The sequence below is a fragment of the Nisaea nitritireducens genome, from assembly GCF_014904795.1.
Lineage (GTDB): Bacteria > Pseudomonadota > Alphaproteobacteria > Thalassobaculales > Thalassobaculaceae > Nisaea > Nisaea nitritireducens.
In genome coordinates this window covers 37,179-56,563 of sequence record NZ_JACZFS010000040.1, presented here as the reverse complement: position 1 = coordinate 56,563, position 19,385 = coordinate 37,179, and the positions used below count along the sequence as shown (strand labels likewise).

Genomic DNA, 19,385 nt, shown 5'->3' with positions numbered 1-19,385 from the left:
CTCCCTTGTTACCGGACCTCAGAAGAAGGGCACATCGGGCACATGCCCCTGCGCGAAAAGCCTCCGCGCCTGCTCAAGATCCTCAACCGTGCTGATATGATACCAGAGCCCGTCATGCAGGGCACCGTAGAGACGTTCCGCCTCCTGGGCCTTGTCATAGAGAAGGTTCAGGGAGAAGGCCCCGTCCGGCGCACCCTCGAACAGGCGCGGATGCAGGATCGAGGTGCCCATATAGGTGTAGGGCGCGACTCGCCTCTCTTCCCGACGGGTAAGGTGGCCAACCACGTCCATGGTGAAATCCCCGCGGCCAAGAGAGCCGGAGACTCGGGCCGAAGGATGCAGCAACAGCAATGCATCCATGTCTTTCGCATGCCAAGCCTCGGCCAACCGCGCCAGCGTCGGCTTCATGGCATCGACCCAGAGGCTGTCGCCATTGATCACGAAGAACGGATCGCTCCCCAGAAGCGGCAGGGCATTCACAACGCCTCCGCCGGTATCGAGAAGGCTATCCTCACGGCTGATGACGATCTCCACATCCGTCCGGCCGTCGAGATGCGCTTCGATCTGCTCGCCGAGGTAGAAGACATTCACCACCACGCGCTTCACACCGACCGCGACCAGGCGCTCCAGAATGTGGTCGATCAGGGCCTTGCCGTCGACTTCCGTCAACGGCTTCGGAGTCTTGTCGGTCAAGGGCGCCAACCGTGTGCCCCGTCCGGCTGCGAGGATCATTGCAGTCTCGGGAATCGTGGTCTTTTTCGTCTTCAGTCGGGTCAGCAGCATGGCGTTCGGATTTTCCTCAGGCAGCGTATCCGCCCGGCGGCGGTGTCACGCGATGGGACTCTGGCACGTGTTTTTCGATCCATTCCCGGACGGGCGCAAGAGCTTCATCGGATAAATTCTCCAGAGTAAGCCTCCAGAGCCGCGGCATATGCACCAGATAGCCGTGATTGCCGTAAAGCACCGTCTGCCGACCGAAGATCCCGAGCACCTTGAAATGACGCTGGGCTCCAAGCACGCGATAGGAGCTCAGGAACGCCTGCTGGTTCACGATCTCTGGCATGGCCGCGAAATAACGCTCCATCGCCGATTTGACAACAGGTCCAGAGATATCCCGGCGGCAATCCTGCAACAGCGACACCAGATCGTAGCTGGCGGGACCGACCACCGCGTCCTGGAAATCCAGCAACCCGCAGGCCGCTATGCCAGGACGATCCGGGAGCAACATCATATTGTCTACATGATAGTCTCTGAGGACGAGCACCTCCGGAGCGGAACGCGCAGCAGGCAGGCAAGCCCGCCAGGCATCTGCGAAAGCTTCGCGCGCCGAATCGTCGACCTCAAGTCCGACGCCTGGCCGGAGATACCAGTCGACAAACAACATCACTTCCTGCAGCAGCTTTTCGTCGCTGTAGGCCGGAACATTGCCCGCGACACCGTCGAGCCCGCGCCTTGCCAGATCCGTCAGCAGGTCCGTCGCAAGGCTGTAGAGAGCATGTTCGTCCTGACCCGCCGCCAGCGCGCGGGTATAGGTCGTGTCGCCCAGATCCTCGAGAAGCAGAAAGCCGTCCGCATCATCGGCAGCCAACAGGCGCGGGACGCTGTAACCGAAACCCGAGAGGATTTCTCCGACAGAAACGAACGGCCGGACGTCTTCCTTCTCGGGGGGCGCGTCCATGACGACCGCAGCCCGGCCATCCGCGTGCTTTAGCCGAAAATAGCGCCTGAAGGACGCATCGGCGGCAAGCGGTCCTTCCACGGCGCCTTCCCACCCGGCCCGCTGCCAGAATGCGCGGCGCTTGGCTTCTCTGGCATCCACCGCATTCATTTCACTCATCTGGTCCACGCACCTCAACTCCGGCTTTCTCACAGGCGGCGGCAAAGTCCGCGCGCCATTTGTCCGGAACCCGCGCGATAACCTCCCGCACTTCCGACCCCGCGCCTTTATCCGCTGCAAAGTCGAAAATCAATTCAATGGCATCATTCGGTGCAAAAGAGCCAAGACGATCCGGCCACTCAATGAGGCAAATTGCAGTCCCGAAGGCTTCGTCTAACCCCAGTTCAAGAACCTCGTCCGGGTCGCCGAGCCTATAAAGATCGGCATGCCAAATCTCGATATCGACGCCGCCACGATCAATCGGGCCATATTGCTGGACCAAGGTAAAAGTCGGACTGGGCACCTCCTCGTCCGCTCCAATCAGAGCACGGACAAAGGCGCGGGCGAATGTCGACTTTCCGGCACCGAGGCCACCTGAAAGCAGGAACGTACAGCCCGGGATGGCAAAACCGGCGCAGGCGCCGGCCAGGTTCTCGGTTGCCGGCTGCCCATTGACGGTAAGGCGCACCAAGCCAACGCCTGATGTCATAAGACCAGCTCACCTGCCAGTTTTGCCGTTGTGCCCGGCGTAATGGCATGGCGCGGCAGACGGCACTGAATACACAGTCCCGCTCCTTCGACCGGCTCCACCGACATGGCTCCGCCATGCAATTCGACCAGGCGCCTTACGAGGGGCAGCGCCAGATCCGGCCCCTGCGCTCGGCCGCCGCGATCGGGTCCGCTAAACGCTTCGAAAATCAGGTTACGCATTTCGTCCGGAACACCGCTGCCGTCATCCATGACAGAAAACAGAATATCGTCGTCCTGTGCTCGGACGGAGAGATTGATACGCTCCCCTTGCGACGTGAACTGGAGCGCGCTGGACACGAGATTGAACAGGATTTGCCGCAGCCGACGGTCGTCTGCCTCTATACCGGACACCGCGTCATCAATTTCGACCTCTATCTCGACACCCTGGCTACGGGCTCTTTCCTCTATCAGCAAGATAGCCGCATCAGCGACCTCGCGGACGTCAAGCTCCTGCGGCTCCAGTGTCAGGTACCCCGCCTCGATGGAAGCGAGATCGATAATGTTGCCGATCAATGCCGAGAGACGGCCGGACGAGTCGAGAATTGCCTTCAGGTAATCCCGCTGCTTGTCGCTGACTTCGCCGACATAGCCGTCATTAAGCATCTCGGCGAAACCGATGATCGCGTTCAGTGGCGTACGCAGCTCATAAGACACATTGGCGATGAACTCACTCTTCAGCCTATCCGCCGTTTCCAGCGCCTCGTTCCGGTCCTGCAATGCACGCTGGACGTTCAGTGTATCCGTCACATCCAGGAAATTGACCAGCGTTGCGCCGTCGGGCAACGGAACAAACGAATATTCAAGGGCGGTCCCGTCAGGACGCTCCGTGCGTCCATGCTCTGAGACCCGGTCTGCAAACCGGGCGGCGAATTCCTGCTTGTAGCTGTCCCAGTCCCGTTCTTCCAAGGGCGGAAAGAGTGGCCGCATGGCATCAAGAACGTCTGACACATGAAGCGATTGATCCCGGAAATCCGGATCGAGGTCCCACATACTGAGGAAGGTCGGGTTGGACAATGTCATCCGCCCGTCCGCGCCGAACACGACAACGCCTTCGGCAAGATTGTCGATGGTCTCACGCTGCACCTCGTTCAGCGTGTTGTAGCTCCGTTCCAGCGCGAGCCGATCGGTCACATCCTCGAAGGTCAGGAAAAGACCGCCGAAAGGATGCGGCATCACCACCATGCGCAATGTGCGGTCGTCCGGCAGGAAGAAGAAATCCTCCATCGGATCGATCAGACGCGTGAAGAGCCCGTTCCAGTGATCCCGGTACGCACGGAAATCCGATTGCTCCGGCAGCCGGCGCAACTCCCGCAGCAATTCAAGAAACTCGGTGATGGTCGGATCAGCATCAAGCTGCGCCGGATCGACTTGCCAAAGCTCCGCGAAAGCGCTGTTGAAGAATTTCAGCCGCTTGTCCGGGCCGAAGATCGCGATTGCCGTGGACAGCCCTTCAAGCACGTCTTCATGCGCTGCGATGTGTCGCGCGATTTCGGCCTGCGACTCTTCCAGAGACGTAACGTCAATGGCCCAGCCGACCGTCCCGCGCGCATCCGGGCTCGGCGCCTCGGTCACCTCGAACAGCCGGCGCTCGCCATCGACGACGATAAACCGGCTTTCCGAATAGGGCGCCCCAAGACGCCGGGCACGCCGTGAGGTATCGCGCGCCGATTCCGAATCCAGATCGATGATATCCGCCGCAATGTTGGCAAAACGGATCTGCAGGTTTTCGTCGCGGCGCCAGAACGGCGTGGTCTGCAGATTGATGGAAGCGAGCAAATCCTCGTTCCTGCGCCTTCTGCTCCGCGCTTCTTCTTCCGCAATCGCGCGGCTTTGCACTTCGTCGGAGATGTCGACCAGCGCGAGAGCCGCCCGAGGGGACTTGCCGGAGCCGGCTTCGACCGGAATACCCGAAACCTTGAGAACGCGCGCTCCGTGGCGGATCTCGGCGACGAAGGAGAAGGATTTCCCTTCGGCCATCAGCGTCCGAACCGCAGACCCCAAAGTGACCCCTGAACCTTCGGCGAGATAGCCGGCAATATCATCGATGCTTTGAAGGCGTTCAGCATCTGCGCGCAGCAACGTGCAGACGGACGGGCTAACATAGCGCAGCACAGACCCGCCCCCGGACGCATTGTCCGTGATCAGCCCGATCATTCCGACAGAAGGCATCTGAAGAGCAGCGTCGCGTCCGTCCAGGGCGGCGGCAAGCGTATCGCGTTCCGCCCGCAAGGCATTGAAACGCCCACGGTACAAAAACTGGACCACCCCCAATGCGATCACAGAGGCAAGCGCAAATGCGAGAAGCACCGCGGTGAACGGGCTCGATGAAATGCCGAGCGAGAGACTTTCCATCGCCTCTACAGGTTCCGCACGCGCGACCGGGATCAGAGCGGCCAGACAGACGGCCGACACGGACAGGGCACTACAACGGATCGCATAACGTTTCATGCGCGTCAGCCTACGCGCCCGATAAACACCGCTCAAGGAAAGACGCTCCGTGCTTACCGGTTGTTCCCAAAAAGAAAACCGTAAATTGTTTGATCCAGACTGGCCGCAGCGACACCTGCTTCTTCCAAAGCCTCCGCCAGCCCGTCATTTGCGTCCCGTACCGATGCCTCTGTAGCGCCATCCAGCAGCACGACCCATTCCGGGGTCTGCCCTGGCGGCACGGGTTTTCCCTGAGCAGCGAGACCGACGTTACTGACATCGATGTTGTTCTCGGCAAGGCAGCCGCCAAGCATGTTCAGGCGCTTGCCGAGCTCCGGCAGCACAGTCGTCTTGAGAGACTCGCGCAGCCGGTCATGCACGCCTTGTTCCGGAAACAACCGGGTCACGCCGAGCCAGCCGGAAAATCCATGGGTCTGATCGACAGTGACATCAACCGTCAGCCGGTCGAACTTTGTGAAGCCTGCCATAACCTTCTGGCTCCACTCACTCTGCACCGCGAGCCGGGCCATATAGTCCGGGTCCGCCAGGTCCTGGACCGTCCCGGTCTCATAGCTGGCGAAATATTTCACGCGGGCATCGGCATCCGCCGCGACATAGCGACGGGCACGATGGAAACCGGGCATCCAGACGCGCTCGTCGATATGCTCGCGGTTGTACCACTCGTTGAACTCGTCCTCGTCTTCCGGCGCGACCTCGGTGAAGGTCATCAGCATACCGGTTCCGTACAAACTCATAAGTCCCCCTGGCTCCTGTTGTTCAGAGTCCCGTTTCCAGACTGCGTGCTATTTCGGTGACCACGTCCCAGCCTTCGCGGACATGGCGCTCTTCGGTATTGGTCTGCCCGATGGAAAAGCGGATCGCCGCCCGGCCCCGCACCTTGTTCTGGGTGAGGTATATTCGTCCATCGTCGTTGATCCGTTCAAGCAAGGCCGCGTTGAGACGGTCAAGAGCCTCCGGCTTGTCGATGCCCGCCGGGCGATAGCGGAAATTGATCAGCGCAAGCGAGCGCGGTGCGACGATTTCGAAATCCGGCTCGGCCTCGATCCGCTCCTCAAGCTCCGCTGCGAGATCGATATGTTTGCGGATGATCTTGCGCAGGCCCTCGACGCCGTAGGACCGGATCACCATCCAGAGCTTCAATGCCCGGAAGCGGCGGCCAAGCGGCACGCTCCAGTCCCGGTAATCGATCACAGCGCCCTGCTCCCGGCTTTTCAGGAACTCCGGCAGGATCGAAAGCGTGCGGATGAGCGCATCCGGATCGCGCACGAAATGGGCGGAACAGTCGAAATTCGTCAGCATCCATTTGTGCGGGTTGAAGACCAGACTATCGGCATATTCGATGCCGTCCAGCATCCAGCGCTGTTCCGGAAGCAACCAGGCCGTCCCGGCCCAGGCAGCATCGACATGCAGGAAGATGTTGTACCGCTCGCAAATCTCGCCGATAGCCCGGAGCGGATCGACAGCACCAACACCGGTGGCACCGACGGAGGCAACGACACAAGCCGGAACGCATCCAGCCGCAATATCAGCCTTGATCCGCTCTTCCAGCACCTCCGGGCGCAGGGCGAAATTATCGTCAACGTCGATCAGCCGGAGGTTTTCCCGGCCAAGACCGATGATCTTCACATTCTTCTCGGTCGCGGAATGGGTCTGATTGGACGTGTAGACGGTCAGTGCCGGCTGCTTGCCGAGCCCCTGTTCGTTCGCTTTCCAGCCCGTCGCCTTTTCCCGCGCCGTCAGCAGCGCACAGAGAATCGCTCCCGAGGCAGAATCCTGGATGACGCCGGTCAGCCCCTGCGGCAGTCCAGTCATCTGCCGGAGCCAGTCCAGCACCCTGGTTTCCATCTCGGTCGCCGCCGGACTGGTCTGCCACAGCATGCATTGCGCGCCGAGCGTCGCCGTCAGCATTTCCGCCAGCACCGAAGGCGGCGAGCTGTTGGCCGGGAAATAAGCGAAAAAGCGCGGATGCTGCCAGTGGGTGATGCCCGGCATCACGTCCGATTTGAAATCCGCGAAGATCCGCTCCATCGGCTCCCCCGCTTCGGGCGGTGCCTCCGGCAGCTTCGACGCGATCTCGCCCGGCGCAGTCTGCGCGCGCACCGGATATTCCTCCACCGTCTCCATATAGTCGGCCATCCAGTCGACAAGGTCGTGGGCGTGGCGGCGGAAATCTTCGGGCGTCATCGTGGTCGCTGCCTCCATCTCGATTTTGAGCGGCAGCTTAAACGGACGCTCCGGCATAGGCCAGAGCGTCCCGCACCTTCAGCGCTGGGCGGCCTCGATGGCCTCGCCCATGATCTCGAGGCCCCGGTCGAGCTCCTCGTCCGTCACCGTCAGCGGCGGCGCGATCCGGAATACTGCCCCCATCGCCGGGACCTTGACGATATTCATGCTGAGACCGCGCGACATCGCCTCGGCGCCGATCCGGTCGCCCATTTCGAGATCCGGCACCCGGCTGTTCCGGTCTGTCACGATCTCGATCCCGAGCAACAGTCCCCGGCCGCGCACATCGCCGATACATTCGAAGCGCTGCTGCAGGGATTCGAGCCCGTTCCGGAGGCGGGCTCCGGCCGTCACCGCGCGCGCCATCAGCTGATCCCGCTCGATGACGTCCATCACCGCCAGGCCGACGGCGGCTGGCAACGGGTCGGAGACATGGGTGGTGAGGAAGGTGAAGCCGCGTTCGAAGGCCTGTTCCTCAATCTCCCGGCTTGTCAGCACCGCTGCGAGCGGCAGTCCGGCACCAAGGGTCTTCGAGAGAGTGAGGATGTCCGGCGTCACGCCATCGCGCTGGAAGGCGAACATGTGACCGGTGCGGGCCATGCCGGTCTGCGCCTCGTCGAGGATCAGCAGCATGCCGCGCTCTTCGCATTTCTTCTTCAGGGCGGCGAGATAACCCTCGGGCAACTCGATGATCCCGCCGGAAGAGAGGATCGGCTCCGCGATGAAGGCGGCGAGATTGCCGGTGCACTGACTGTCGACCTGCGCGAAGGCGTCGTCCAGTTCGGTCTGCCAGTCGAGGCTGCCGTCAGCATGCTTGAAGCGCGGCCGGTAGGCATTCGGTACCGGGATGGCGAAGGCGCCGACATTTGCCGGCCCGTAGCCGCGCCGGTTGGTACTGTAGGTCGCCGAGGCCGCACCGCCGGTCATGCCGTGCCAGCTGCGGGTGAAGGCGACGACCTCGTGCTTGCCGGTGACGAGCTTGGCGAGACGGATCGCGGCCTCGTTCGATTCCGCGCCGGTGGAGAGCAACAGGACCTTTTCCAGGCCGGGCACCAACGCGCCAAGCCGCGTGCAGAGGTCGACGACCGGGCGAGACAGCATGCCGCTGAAAATATGGTCGAGATTGCCGATCTGCTCGCGCACCGTTTTGACAATTTCGGGGTGCGAATGGCCGAGCACCGCGCTCATCTGACCCGAGGTGAAATCCATGATCGGTTCACCGTCGGTGTCGTACATGAAGCACCCTTCGGCACGCTCGATCACGCGTTTCTCGAACTCTGGGCCGTAGCGCATCACATGGTCAGAAACGTTGGACCAGAAGGCGGCATTGGGAGCGGCGGCGGGCATGGCGGTTTCCTTCATTCCGGCGGGGCGCGATCAATGCCCACAAAGGTAGGGAGAGATCAAAACCAAGAACAATTCATAATGCAAAATTCCGTAATCAATTTTATTGATATCAAATGCAGACCCTGGATATCCCGCTGCTCCGCAGCTTCCTTCTCGTCGCTCGCGGCGGCTCCGTCAGCGCCGCCGCGCAGCAGGTCGGCCGGACGCAGTCCGCCGTCAGCATGCAGATGCAACGGCTGGAGACCATCATCGGCGAGCCTGTCCTGCACCGGACCAGCAAGGGCGTCGTGCTCACCGCCGCCGGGGACCGCCTGCTCGCCCATGCCGAGCGCATCCTCAGCGCCCATGACGAAGCCCTTGCCACGCTGTGCGGCGCAGGGTTGCAGGGTTCGGTCACTTTCGGCTGCCCGGAGGACTATCTGACTGCCTTCTTTCCGGATCTCCTGCGGGGCTTCGCCGCGCGTCACGGAAATGTCGAGATCGAGGTGATCTCCGCCCCGACGATCGAACTGCGGGCCCTGCTCGAACGCCGCCGGATCGATGCCGCGCTTATCTCGCTACCCTCGGACGCCGATCCGGAGCAGATCATCCGTCCGGAAAGCTTCGTTTGGGTCGGCAACAACCCGAACCCGGAGATTCTGCAAAACCGGGTCTTGCCGCTCGCGCTTTCGGCGCCGGACACGCTGGATTACCGGGCCGCGCTTTCCGCCATGAACCAGGCCGGGCTCACCTACCGGATCGCCTTCGCCAGCAACTCGCTGGCCGCCCTGCTCGCGATCACCCGCTCGGGCCAGGCGATCAGCGTGGTGACCCGGAGCGCGGTGCCCGAGGACCTGCATGTGCTCGACGCACTGCTGCCGCCGCTCCCCGATATAGGCATCAGCCTCTCCTACGCTTCTCCGCGCCCCTCCCCCACCGTCAAGGCCTTCGGGGAATATGTAAAACAGAGTCTCCGCCCCTAAATCCCCGCCGCCAGCAGAACTCCCCGGACGCGGCATCACCGGTAAGCACGCGAGATGTAGCGTGCAATTGATTCAAAAAATTAATCGAATTTTAAGGAACTCGTTCCATATACGAAAAAGGAAACTCCAAAATTCGCCTGCTATCCGCACTCCAGCTATCTGCATCAGGGTAGCGCCTGCCGGTCACTTCCCGACCGGCACCAGGCATCAGGAAAGGCTTCAGAACGGAGCCGGAAAAGTGTTCGCCGCATGATCATGGGTCACTATCGAGCCGATCATAGATACCGACGCGACCACAAGCATGCCTGCAACCGGGCGGAGGGCCTGCTCGCTTTCTGGCACGCCAGCTGCGAAGGTGGTGGCATTCCGGACCGAAACGCTTTCGACCCTCAAGCTCTCCGTAAATGGCTCGGCTTCATCAGCGTTTATAAATATGTCGAAGAACTCGATGATTTCGTGAACGCTCTCGAAGGCACGCTGATCTCGCAAATCACCGGGCAGGACTGGACCGGAAAACTCGCCTCCGATGTCGACAGCGAATTCGGCTCAACATTTCATGATGAACTGTGCGCCGTACGCAGATCGCGGAACCCATTGATGGATCATGTTACGATCTATCAAAAAGAGTATAAATCCGCGACAAGACTGCTGATGCCTATCTCCGACAAGGGCAGCCAGGAAGTGGACCAGGTGTTCCTCGGGCTATTTCCGGACTGGTCATGACGGGCTGCTGAAAGCGCTTTTCCGCTTCAGCCATTCCGCCCGGACATCCGGGTCATCCTCGCCTTCAGACAATCCTCTTGCCAGATCTGAAAACCGCTGCTCCGGCAGCAACCGCCCCAGCGCCCAGACCGCCATGGCGCGCACCAGCGGGGACGCATCCGTCAGAAGCGCTTCGATCATCGGCACAAGACGGTCATCACCGCTATTGCCACAGGCGATCAGCACGTTGCGCAGAAACCGGTCCCGGCCGATCCGCTTGACCGGCGATCCCCGGAACCGCTCCCGGAAGGCTGTATCATCGAGGCCGAGAAATTCGGCCAGCGGCGGCAAGGTCAGATCATCCCGTGCAGCGAAAGCGGCTTCGGCGGATTGTTCGGCGAACTTGTTCCAGGGGCAGACGGAGAGGCAATCGTCGCAGCCATAAATCCGGTTGCCCATCGGCACCCGGAATTCCTCCGCTATATGGCCTTTATGCTCGATGGTCAGATAGGAGATGCAGCGCCGTGCATCGAGGGCATAGGGACGCGGGAAGGCGTCGGTCGGGCAGATATCGAGACAGCGGGTGCAATTGCCGCAATGGTCGATCTCCGGCGCATCCGGCGCCAGCTCCATGTCGGTGAAGACTTCGCCAAGAAAGATCCATGAGCCGTGCTCGCGGGAGACCAGATTGGTATGCTTGCCTTGCCAGCCAAGCCCGGCGCCGGCGGCGAGCGGTTTTTCCAGCACCGGCGCCGTATCGACGAACACCTTCACCTGACAGCCGAACTCGGCGACCATCCAGCGGGCCAGCCGCTTCAGGCGCTTCTTGATCAGGTCGTGGTAATCCTTGTTCCGGGCATAGACGGAGATATTGGCCCGGTCGGCAGCATCGAGATTGGCCATCGGATCGTGGTCCGGGCCGTAATTCTGGGTCAGCACGATAACGGACCGGGCGTCTTCCCAGATCCCTTTAGGGGCAATCCGGCGCTCCATATGGGCTTCCATCCAGCCCATGTCGCCATGCTCGCCATTATCGACGAATTCACGCAGCCGATCCTGCTCCCGCGTGCCGATATCGGCAGCGGTGATACCGGCGGCGGAAAACCCGATCTCCGCCGCTTCCTGCCTGATCCGCTGTTCCGGCTGCATAAGCCCTTTCCGTCCGGAGACCTTACTTAGAGGCGCTCGATATCGCCCTCCGCCTGCCCGGCCCGGAAGGCCGCAGCATGCGCCGACAGAGTGCCGGTCTCGATCGCGCCGCGCAATCCGGCCATCACTTCCTGGAAGTAAGAGAGGTTATGCCAGGTCAGCAGCATCAGCCCGAGCACTTCGCCGGTCCTGAAAAGATGATGCAGATAGGCCCGGCTGTAACTGCTGCAGCACGGGCAGGAACAACCCGGGTCGAGCGGGCGCGGATCGTCCATGTGGCGGGCATTGCGGATATTGACCGTGCCGCGCCGGGTAAAGGCCTGGCCCGTGCGCCCGCATCGGGTCGGCAGCACGCAATCGAACATATCGATGCCGCGCTCCACCGCGCCGACCAGATCGTCCGGCTTGCCGACGCCCATCAGATAACGCGGCTTGTCGGCCACCATGGACGGCGTGGTGAAATCGAGGGTCGAGAACATCATCTCCTGCCCCTCGCCGACAGCCAGACCGCCGACCGCGTACCCGTCGAAACCGATCTTGGTCAGCGCCTCGATGGATTCATGCCGCAGATCTTCGAACACGCTGCCTTGCACGATACCGAACAGGCCGTAGCCGTCACGGTCGACAAAGGCATCGCGGGAGCGCTGCGCCCAGCGCATGGAAAGCCGCATGGACTCCGCCGCTTCCTTCTTCTCCACCGGGTAGGGCGTGCATTCGTCGAAGCACATGGTGATGTTGGAATCGAGCTGGTGCTGGATCTTGATCGAGCTTTCCGGGGTCAGCTCGTGGGAGCTGCCATCGACATGGCTCTGGAAGGTCACGCCCTGTTCGGTGATCTTCCGCAGCTTGGAGAGCGACATCACCTGAAACCCGCCGGAATCCGTCAGGATAGGGCCGTCCCAGTTCATGAACTTGTGCAACCCACCCAGCTTCTCCACCCGTTCCGCGCCGGGGCGCAGCATCAGGTGATAGGTATTGCCGAGCAGGATTTCAGCACCGGTTGCCTTCACCGATTCCGGCATCATGCATTTTACCGTCGCCGCCGTGCCGACCGGCATGAACGCAGGCGTCTCGATGCTGCCATGCGCCGTGGTCAGGCGCCCGCGTCGGGCGGCGCCGTCGGTCGTGATGAGTTCATAGCCGAGTGTCATGTCACATTATCCGCACGTTCGAGCAGGCAGGCATCGCCATAGGAGAAGAAGCGATAGCCTTCCCGCTTGGCATGTTCATAGGCGACGAGCATGCGCTCGCGCCCGACCAGTGCCGAGACCAGCATCAGCAGGGTCGATTTCGGCAGGTGAAAGTTTGTCAGCAGCATATCGACCGCCTTGAAGCGATAGCCCGGCGTGATGAACAACCCGGTCTCGCCGGAGAAAGCCGGCACGGTTCCATCTTCCAGTACCGCGCTTTCCAGAAGGCGCAGGCTCGTGGTGCCGACGGCAACGACACGGCCGCCCGCAGCACGGGCGCGGTTGATCCGCCGCGCCATTTCCATCGAAATCTCACCCCATTCGAGGTGCATCTTGTGGTCGTCCGTATCCTCGGCCTTCACCGGCATGAAGGTTCCGGCACCGACATGCAGGGTCAGCTCCGCACGCTCCACACCGGCGGCATCGATCTCAGCCAGCAACCGGTCGGTGAAATGCAGCCCGGCGGTCGGCGCAGCGACGGCACCGTCGCGGGCGGCGAACATGGTTTGATAGGAGGTCGCGTCATCAACGGCGGCATCGCCATCGCGCTTTATATAAGGCGGCAGCGGCATACGGCCGACGCGCTTCAGGGTCTCGATAAGGGCCGCGCCAGTTTCCGGAAAAGCCAGAATGACCTCCCCGCCGTCGCGTTTTTCGCGAACCTCGGCTTCGAGTTCGCCCTCGAAGAGGATGATATCGCCGACACGGCATCGTTTCGCAGGGCGTACGAAAGCAGCCCAGGATCCGTCGGCTTCCGCCTTGTGCAGCGTCGCCTCGATCTTTCCCTCGCCCCGGCGCCCGGTCAGCCGGGCCGGGATCACCCGGGTGTTGTTGTAGACGAGAATATCGCCCGCGCGCAGCAGACCGGGAAAATCCGAAATGGAGCGATCCGCCAGCCCCGCCCCGGTCAGGTCGAGAAGCCGCGCGCTGTCGCGCGGCTCCGCCGGTTCCGTGGCAATAAAGTGTTGGGGCAGTTCGTAGTCGAACAGATCGACGTGCATGCGGAGACCTTACTGGGCAGCGTCCGCCGCCGTCTCTTCCTGCGCAAAGCGCTGCGGCAGAAGCGAGATGAAGGCACGGAACGGCACCAGAAGGACCGCTGCCATGGCCAGCTTCGCCCCGTAATCGCCAATCGCCCATGTCACCCACGGCAAGCCCGTGGCGTAGAAGGCGAGAGAGAAGAACAGCGCCGTATCGAGGGCGGAGGACAGCAACGAGGAAATCACCGGCGCTTTCCACCAGCTTTGCTGGCGCAACCGGTCGAACACCCAGATGTCCAGCAGTTGGGCGGTCAGGAAGGCGGTGCCGGAGGCGAGCGCAATGCGCTGATCGGCGAACCACAGGGACAGCGCGACACCGGTCGCGAAGCCGGCATAGACAACCTTGCGGGCGGGTTTCGGGCCAAAGATCCGGTTAACCAGATCGGTAACGAGAAACGCGATCGGGTAGATCAGCGCGCCCCAGGTCAGCCAGTCATTGATTGGGTAATTGACCGCGATGTTAGAGGCGAGCACGACAACGCCCATGGCGCTCATACCCGCGACAAGCCCTGTACGGCTGAACGCAGCGTTTTCTGTGGTGGTCATGGACCAGGTCCTTTTCTGTTCTTGCCGATGCGGGAAGCCACATCGGCACGATGTCTTCTGCCGGTGTGGGAAGCCTCACCGGCCAAACAGTGGGGCAGCTCATAGGTCTTTCACTGCGCTTTGTCGATGCGAAACTGCCCTCAAGGCATCAACGGCCCGCAAGGCATGTAAACAAGCCCGCAGTATACCGCAGCGCAACATGCATGATACTGCACATTCATGCTGGCTGCGATGCATTCTCCTGCTGCATAGCAGCCTCCAATTATATCCATTTTGGCATCAATTTGATGTCAAAAATATTAATTACCGGATTATCGGCAATTGTTATGCTGCACTCATAGCCAATTCAAAGGAGGCCGATATGAGAACCACCCTGATCCGCACTCCGAGTAACGCCGAAATCGTTGCCGGCATTGCCCACGGCAAGTGCGAGCGCGCAAAGGCAGTAAAATCAATGATTTCCGATATCTACGATACTGTCAGGAAACACTTTGAATGGCGCGCGAACATGAGCCGCACCGCCATTTCAGCCCGGTGCCCCGATTGCAGTTGCTGATTACAGGGCACGAAATCGCCACTGCGCGGCATCTCGCACATGCATCATTTCCAAAACGGCATACCAGCCTTGCTGCATCGCAACATTGAAATGTCAATGAACCTGACCTAAATTGTCAGTCATTGGGAAACGCAAATGGCCAAGCAGCAAGAATCAGCGGGCTCGCCGAGCAAAAGGAGCACTGTTATGACTGCTACAAAAACCCTCATTAATCGAGAAACCATCAACTTCTCTGAAGTCGAGCGTTATGTCGCCGCCGGCCGCGCCGAGCGGTCCAAAGCCGTCCACGAAGCGCTGCGCGCTCTTGGTCGGAGCATCGCGACACTGTTCGACCTTCATGCAGCGATGCAGAAGAAGGTGAGCTTCGAGCCGACCATCAAGGTCGCCCCGAAGCACTAAACTAATACCCTCCCCCGAGTTCGAGGCCGGGAAATCGCCGATCAGGCGGTTTCCCGGAGCTTGAACCGCTGGATCTTTCCTGTCGCCGTCTTCGGCAGCTCGTCCGCGTAGATAATCCAGCGCGGATATTTGAAGCTCGCCAGATCCTTTTTGACGAAAGCGGTCAGATCCTCCGTCAGCGTATCTGACGCATCGACACCCTCCGCCAGCACCACATAGGCTTTCGGCTTGATCAGACCGTCATGGTCCGGATGGCCGACCACGGCGACTTCAAGCACGGCTTCGTGCTTCAGCAGCGCGCCCTCGACTTCGAACGGCGACACATAGATGCCGCCGACCTTCATCATGTCGTCATTGCGCCCGCAATAGGTATAGACCCCGTTTTCGTCCGCGACATACTTGTCGCCGGTCCGCGTCCAGGCGCCCCGGAACGTGTCGATGCTCTTGGTCCGCTGGTTCCAGTACATCACCGCAGCTGTCGGCCCGGACACCTCCAGAATGCCCATTTCGCCGGGCTTGCAGTGGGCCCCGTTCTCGTCGACCAGACGCAACTCATAGCCCGGAACGGCCTTACCGGTCGCCCCCGGCACGATCTCCCCGATCCGGTTGGAGATGAAGATATGCAGCATTTCCGTGCTGCCGAGTCCGTCCAGAATTTCCGTGCCCGTTCTCTGTTTCCAGCGATTGAGCAGTTCTTCCGGCAGCGCTTCTCCGGCCGAGACACACAGCCGCAACGCGTGCTCCTCCCCTGCCGGTAGATCCTTTGACGCGAGCAGCATGCCGTACAGCGTCGGCACGCCGAAAAACAGCGTCGGCTTGTGCTCCCGGATAATCTGGCAGACAGCGGCCGGCGCGGGCGGGCCTTCCAGCAGGATTGCCGTTGCCCCGACCGCGAAGGGGAAGGTCAGCCCGTTGCCGAGCCCGTAGGCGAAGAACAGCTTGGCCGCCGAATAAACGACATCTTCCTCGGAAATACCGAGCATTGGCACGGCGTAAAGATTGGCACTCTCCATCAGGTGGGAATGCAGATGTACCGCGCCTTTCGGCATGCCCGTCGTGCCGGAAGTGTAGAGCCAGAAACAAAGATCGTCCGGCGTGGTCTCCTCAGGCGCCGTGTCGTCCCCCGGTGCCGCAATGAAATCCGCGAAGGATTGCCGTCCCGCCACGTAGGCGCCGGAGACCACGACATGGCGCGGCTCCGCCCCGACTTCCGAGAGCACGGAGTCGATCAGATTGTCGGAAACGAACAGGGCTTCGGCCCGGCTGTCGGACAGGATGTAGGCATAGTCCCGCGGTGCCAGCCGGGTGTTGATCGGCACCGGGATCGCACCGGCCCAGATCGCCCCGAGAAAGGCCGTCGGAAAATCGATGGTGTCATGCAGGGCGAGAATGACGCGCTGCTCCGGCAGCACACCCACCGCCCGGATGGCGTTCGCAAACCGCTCAATCCGGTCCGCCAGCTCCTGATATGTGTACGAGCCGCCACTGTCGATAACAGCGGTCTTGCCTCCTCGGCCCGCCTTGAGATTTCGGCCGATCAAGTCTTCTGCCGCGTTATAGAAACGCGCGGCAACGGCGTCCTCCGCCATATGTCCCTCCCAGTTTGGCCGTTTTGGCCGAAATGAACGGGTGCCGTTTACCGGCACTCCATTTTTCTTAGATTGAGACGCCGCGCCAGGGAATCAGGCGGCGGCTTTCGCCTGCAGCGCGCCGATCCAGCCTTCGATCCATTCGATGGCCTCGTCTTCCGCGAGCGCACCGGAGTTGGCATCATGGATATGCCGCTCGATCACGCGTTCGGCACCGCATTCCGAGAGAATCGCGTCGAATTTCTCGCCAGCGAAATTGAAGGTGTCTTCGTATGTCGTATCGCCAAGACCGAAGACTGCGAAGCTAACCCGCGCGAGGTCCGGCTTTCCGGAAACCAGAGCTTCGAAGAATTCGGTGCCGTTATCGGGGATCTCGCCATACCCGTAGGTCGCGGTGCAAATGATGACGTGACCGCCCTCATCGAAGACCTCGATACCGAAATCTCCCATCAGAGTCGCTTCCGCCTCATATCCCCGGTCTTCCAGGATGTCGACCATCTCCTGTGCGCAGAGATCTGCCGTACCGCCTTGTGTGGCAACGAGAATCTTTACCTTCATTCCTCGAATACTCCTCTTCGGCCGGGTCCCGGTTTGGTAATATGAGCTAAATCAGACACGCACTATAATTCATGTTATCGTAAGGCGCAAAGAATGATAATTCAGGTTCATCCGGTTTATCGGAAACCGGTACGACAACCGCAAGGAACTGTCCCAGGGCCATGAGGCAGAGAACGCACAGCGAAGTGCCGCACCAGCGCCGCAATACTCTCGGGATCGAGGATTACCTCACCCGTCTCGGCGATCGGGTGCGCGCGGCACGAGCGCAGCGCGGCATGTCCCGGAAAATCCTGGCGCGGGATTCCGGCGTCTCCGAACGCTATCTTGCCCAACTTGAAAGCGGCCGCGGCAACCCGTCGGTTGCGGTGCTGCACCAAGTGGCCGACGCCATGGACATGTCCGTGATGGAACTCGCCGACCCGCATGGCGGCACCGATCCGGCGCTGGCGGAAATCCAGGCGCTGCTCGCGCCGCTGGCACCGTCGGAATTGTCGGAAGCGGCAGAAATTCTGGAACGGCGTTTTGCCGGCAGCGGCACGCGGGGACGGCGGATTTCGCTGATCGGCCTGCGCGGCGCCGGGAAAACCACGCTCGGCAAGGCTCTGGCGGACGCGCTCGGCTTTCCCTTCATCGAGCTTAACCGGGAGATCGAGCGGGATTACGGCGCCAGCATCGGCGAGATGCTGTCCCTCTCCGGCCAGCCAGCCTTCCGGCGTTACGAGAATCGCTGCCTCAATGCCATCCTGAACGAGTATGACGAAGCGGTGATCTCCACCGGCGGCGGCATTGTCGCCAATACGGACACCTACACCATGCTGCTGCGCCGCTCGCACACGATCTGGCTGCAGGCGAGCCCGGAAGAACATATGCAGCGCGTTGTCGAGCAGGGTGACATGCGCCCGATGGCCCAGAACCGGGAGGCCATGTCCGACCTCCGCGCCATCCTCGAAGCCCGCGCCCCGCTCTATGACCGGGCCGAGACCAGCGTCGACACGGCGGGCGAAACGCCGGAGTCCAGTCTCGCAAAACTGACCGAAACGGCGCGTGAGCTGATCGCCTAGGCGAAAGCGGAGATATCGACGGGCAGGCGCTTCTGCCCCCAGTTTCCCGGTTTCGGATCGAACACGCCCGCGAGTTTCGTGCCGCAACCGGTACAGCAGCCCTTCTCATCCAGGTTCCAGTCCGACAGCACGTACCAGTCCCGGCCGATCACCCTCTCGCCGCAGCCGCTGCAATAGGTGCTCTGCCGGCCGAGATCGTGCACGTTCCCGGTATAGGCGTAGCGCACGCCGTTGCGGCGGGCGATCCGGCGCGCCCGGGCCAGGGTATCGAACGGCGTCCGCTCCTTGTCCAGCATCCGGTAATCGGGATGGAAGGCTGAGAAATGCATCGGCACGTCGGGGCCGAGATGCTCGACCACCCAGCCGGTCATCTCGTCGATCTCCCGCTCGCTATCGTTCTCGCCGGGGATGATCAGGTTGGTGATCTCGAACCAGACATCGGTTTCTTGCCGCAGATAGAGCAGCGTATCCAGCACCGGACCAAGCTCGCTCTTGGTCACCGACTTGTAGAAACTTTCGGTGAAGGCCTTCAGATCGACATTCGCCGCATCGACATTGCGGAAGAAGGCGGGCCGCGCCTTGTCCGTCAGATATCCGGCCGTCACCGCGACGGTCTTCACCCCGGCTTCCCGGCAGGCGATGGCAACATCGTCGGCATATTCATGAAAGATGATCGGATCGTTATAGGTGTAGGCGACGGAGCGGCAGCCGAGCTTGGCGGCGGCCCGGGCAATCGCCTCCGGCTGCGCCTCGGACTGCATCGAGTCCATCTCGCGGCTCTTCGAGGTGTCGTGGTTCTGGCAAAAATTGCAGGCCAGATTGCAGCCCGCCGTGCCGAAAGACAGCACCGGCGTGCCGGGCAGAAAATGGTTCAGCGGCTTCTTCTCGATCGGATCGACGCAGAAACCCGAGGACCGGCCATAGGTGGTCAGCACGATCCGGTCATTCTGCCGCGCCCGTACGAAACACAGTCCGCGCGCGCCTTCCTTCAGCTTGCAGTAACGCGGACAGAGCTCGCACTGAACCCGCCCGTCATCCAGCAGGCTCCAGAACTCTGTCTCGACAATCGGGCCCTTGCCCTTCAGCGCGGGAGGCGCGCTTTCGGCAAGGCCCGGTGCTTCGTGCATGACCATTTCGCTCACCAGCAATGTTCTCTCGCCGGGTTCTCGCCCGGACTTTTAAACGACTATACTCCGGCACGGTTTTGA

Annotated in this window: 19 protein-coding genes; 5 read left to right on the top strand and 14 right to left on the bottom strand. The window is 61.4% G+C overall.

Going from position 1 to position 19,385, the window contains the following annotated elements:
* Positions 1–18: 18 nt before the first annotated feature.
* Genes IG629_RS14080 through IG629_RS14050 form a run of 7 tightly spaced genes read right to left on the bottom strand, consistent with a single transcriptional unit; the run spans position 19 to position 8,425 of the window.
* Positions 19–783, bottom strand: a complete 765-nt coding sequence (locus IG629_RS14080; RefSeq protein WP_193172581.1) for a nucleotidyltransferase family protein — start codon at positions 781–783, stop codon at positions 19–21.
* A 16-nt stretch (positions 784–799) separates the two neighbouring features.
* Positions 800–1,837: an aminoglycoside phosphotransferase family protein gene (locus IG629_RS14075; protein ID WP_226886726.1), complete on the bottom strand. Its 1,038-nt coding sequence runs from the start codon at positions 1,835–1,837 to the stop codon at positions 800–802.
* Complete coding sequence (gene tsaE / locus IG629_RS14070; protein ID WP_193172580.1) at positions 1,830–2,366, bottom strand: tRNA (adenosine(37)-N6)-threonylcarbamoyltransferase complex ATPase subunit type 1 TsaE; 537 nt, start codon at positions 2,364–2,366, stop codon at positions 1,830–1,832. The genes IG629_RS14075 and tsaE overlap by 8 nt, the downstream gene beginning before the upstream one ends.
* Positions 2,363–4,855, bottom strand: coding sequence for a sensor histidine kinase (locus IG629_RS14065; RefSeq protein ID WP_193172579.1), 2,493 nt, complete (start codon positions 4,853–4,855; stop codon positions 2,363–2,365). The genes tsaE and IG629_RS14065 overlap by 4 nt, the downstream gene beginning before the upstream one ends.
* Before the next feature lie 53 nt (positions 4,856–4,908).
* Complete coding sequence (locus IG629_RS14060) at positions 4,909–5,589, bottom strand: DUF4286 family protein (protein ID WP_193172578.1); 681 nt, start codon at positions 5,587–5,589, stop codon at positions 4,909–4,911.
* A 22-nt stretch (positions 5,590–5,611) separates the two neighbouring features.
* On the bottom strand, positions 5,612–7,096 hold the full coding sequence (locus IG629_RS14055) for a pyridoxal phosphate-dependent decarboxylase family protein (protein WP_226886725.1): 1,485 nt from the start codon (positions 7,094–7,096) through the stop codon (positions 5,612–5,614).
* Between the two features lie 21 nt (positions 7,097–7,117).
* Positions 7,118–8,425, bottom strand: a complete 1,308-nt coding sequence (locus tag IG629_RS14050; RefSeq protein WP_226886723.1) for an aspartate aminotransferase family protein — start codon at positions 8,423–8,425, stop codon at positions 7,118–7,120.
* A 113-nt stretch (positions 8,426–8,538) separates the two neighbouring features.
* Here IG629_RS14050 and IG629_RS14045 point away from each other — a divergent pair, with 113 nt between their 5' ends.
* A complete protein-coding gene (locus tag IG629_RS14045) occupies positions 8,539–9,387 on the top strand; it encodes a LysR family transcriptional regulator (protein WP_193172576.1) in 849 nt (282 codons plus the stop codon).
* Between the two features lie 249 nt (positions 9,388–9,636).
* Positions 9,637–10,110 (top strand): PAS domain-containing protein, encoded by a 474-nt coding sequence (locus tag IG629_RS14040; protein WP_193172575.1) that lies wholly within the window; start codon positions 9,637–9,639, stop codon positions 10,108–10,110.
* On the opposite strand, the gene queG is transcribed toward IG629_RS14040, so the two are convergent.
* The 4 genes from queG to IG629_RS14020 are packed head-to-tail and all read right to left on the bottom strand — an operon-like array spanning position 10,105 to position 14,014.
* Positions 10,105–11,238, bottom strand: coding sequence for a tRNA epoxyqueuosine(34) reductase QueG (gene queG, locus IG629_RS14035; protein WP_193172574.1), 1,134 nt, complete (start codon positions 11,236–11,238; stop codon positions 10,105–10,107). The two genes, IG629_RS14040 and queG, sit on opposite strands and share 6 nt — an antisense overlap.
* Before the next feature lie 26 nt (positions 11,239–11,264).
* A complete protein-coding gene (gene tgt / locus IG629_RS14030) occupies positions 11,265–12,389 on the bottom strand; it encodes a tRNA guanosine(34) transglycosylase Tgt (RefSeq protein ID WP_193172573.1) in 1,125 nt (374 codons plus the stop codon).
* Complete coding sequence (queA, locus tag IG629_RS14025; protein ID WP_193172572.1) at positions 12,386–13,429, bottom strand: tRNA preQ1(34) S-adenosylmethionine ribosyltransferase-isomerase QueA; 1,044 nt, start codon at positions 13,427–13,429, stop codon at positions 12,386–12,388. The genes tgt and queA overlap by 4 nt, the downstream gene beginning before the upstream one ends.
* Before the next feature lie 9 nt (positions 13,430–13,438).
* On the bottom strand, positions 13,439–14,014 hold the full coding sequence (locus tag IG629_RS14020; RefSeq protein ID WP_051285046.1) for a queuosine precursor transporter: 576 nt from the start codon (positions 14,012–14,014) through the stop codon (positions 13,439–13,441).
* A 361-nt stretch (positions 14,015–14,375) separates the two neighbouring features.
* On the opposite strand from IG629_RS14020, the gene IG629_RS14015 reads away from it, so the two are divergent.
* The gene (locus IG629_RS14015) at positions 14,376–14,570 is read left to right on the top strand and encodes a hypothetical protein (protein ID WP_193172571.1); all 195 of its coding nucleotides are present in this window, start codon (positions 14,376–14,378) and stop codon (positions 14,568–14,570) included.
* Positions 14,571–14,756: 186 nt separating this feature from the next.
* Positions 14,757–14,969, top strand: coding sequence for an RSP_7527 family protein (locus IG629_RS14010; protein WP_028467071.1), 213 nt, complete (start codon positions 14,757–14,759; stop codon positions 14,967–14,969).
* A 41-nt stretch (positions 14,970–15,010) separates the two neighbouring features.
* Here IG629_RS14010 and IG629_RS14005 read toward each other — a convergent pair whose 3' ends face one another.
* Complete coding sequence (locus IG629_RS14005; RefSeq protein WP_193172570.1) at positions 15,011–16,558, bottom strand: benzoate-CoA ligase family protein; 1,548 nt, start codon at positions 16,556–16,558, stop codon at positions 15,011–15,013.
* Between the two features lie 93 nt (positions 16,559–16,651).
* Positions 16,652–17,116 carry a flavodoxin domain-containing protein gene (locus IG629_RS14000; RefSeq protein WP_193172569.1) on the bottom strand — a complete coding sequence of 155 codons (465 nt, stop codon included), beginning with the start codon at positions 17,114–17,116 and terminating at the stop codon, positions 16,652–16,654.
* 161 nt (positions 17,117–17,277) lie between these two features.
* On the opposite strand from IG629_RS14000, the gene IG629_RS13995 reads away from it, so the two are divergent.
* The gene (locus IG629_RS13995) at positions 17,278–18,177 is read left to right on the top strand and encodes a helix-turn-helix transcriptional regulator (protein WP_193172568.1); all 900 of its coding nucleotides are present in this window, start codon (positions 17,278–17,280) and stop codon (positions 18,175–18,177) included.
* Here IG629_RS13995 and amrS read toward each other — a convergent pair.
* The gene (gene amrS / locus IG629_RS13990) at positions 18,174–19,310 is read right to left on the bottom strand and encodes an AmmeMemoRadiSam system radical SAM enzyme (RefSeq protein ID WP_193172595.1); all 1,137 of its coding nucleotides are present in this window, start codon (positions 19,308–19,310) and stop codon (positions 18,174–18,176) included. The genes IG629_RS13995 and amrS overlap by 4 nt on opposite strands.
* Between the last annotated feature and the right edge of the window lie 75 nt (positions 19,311–19,385).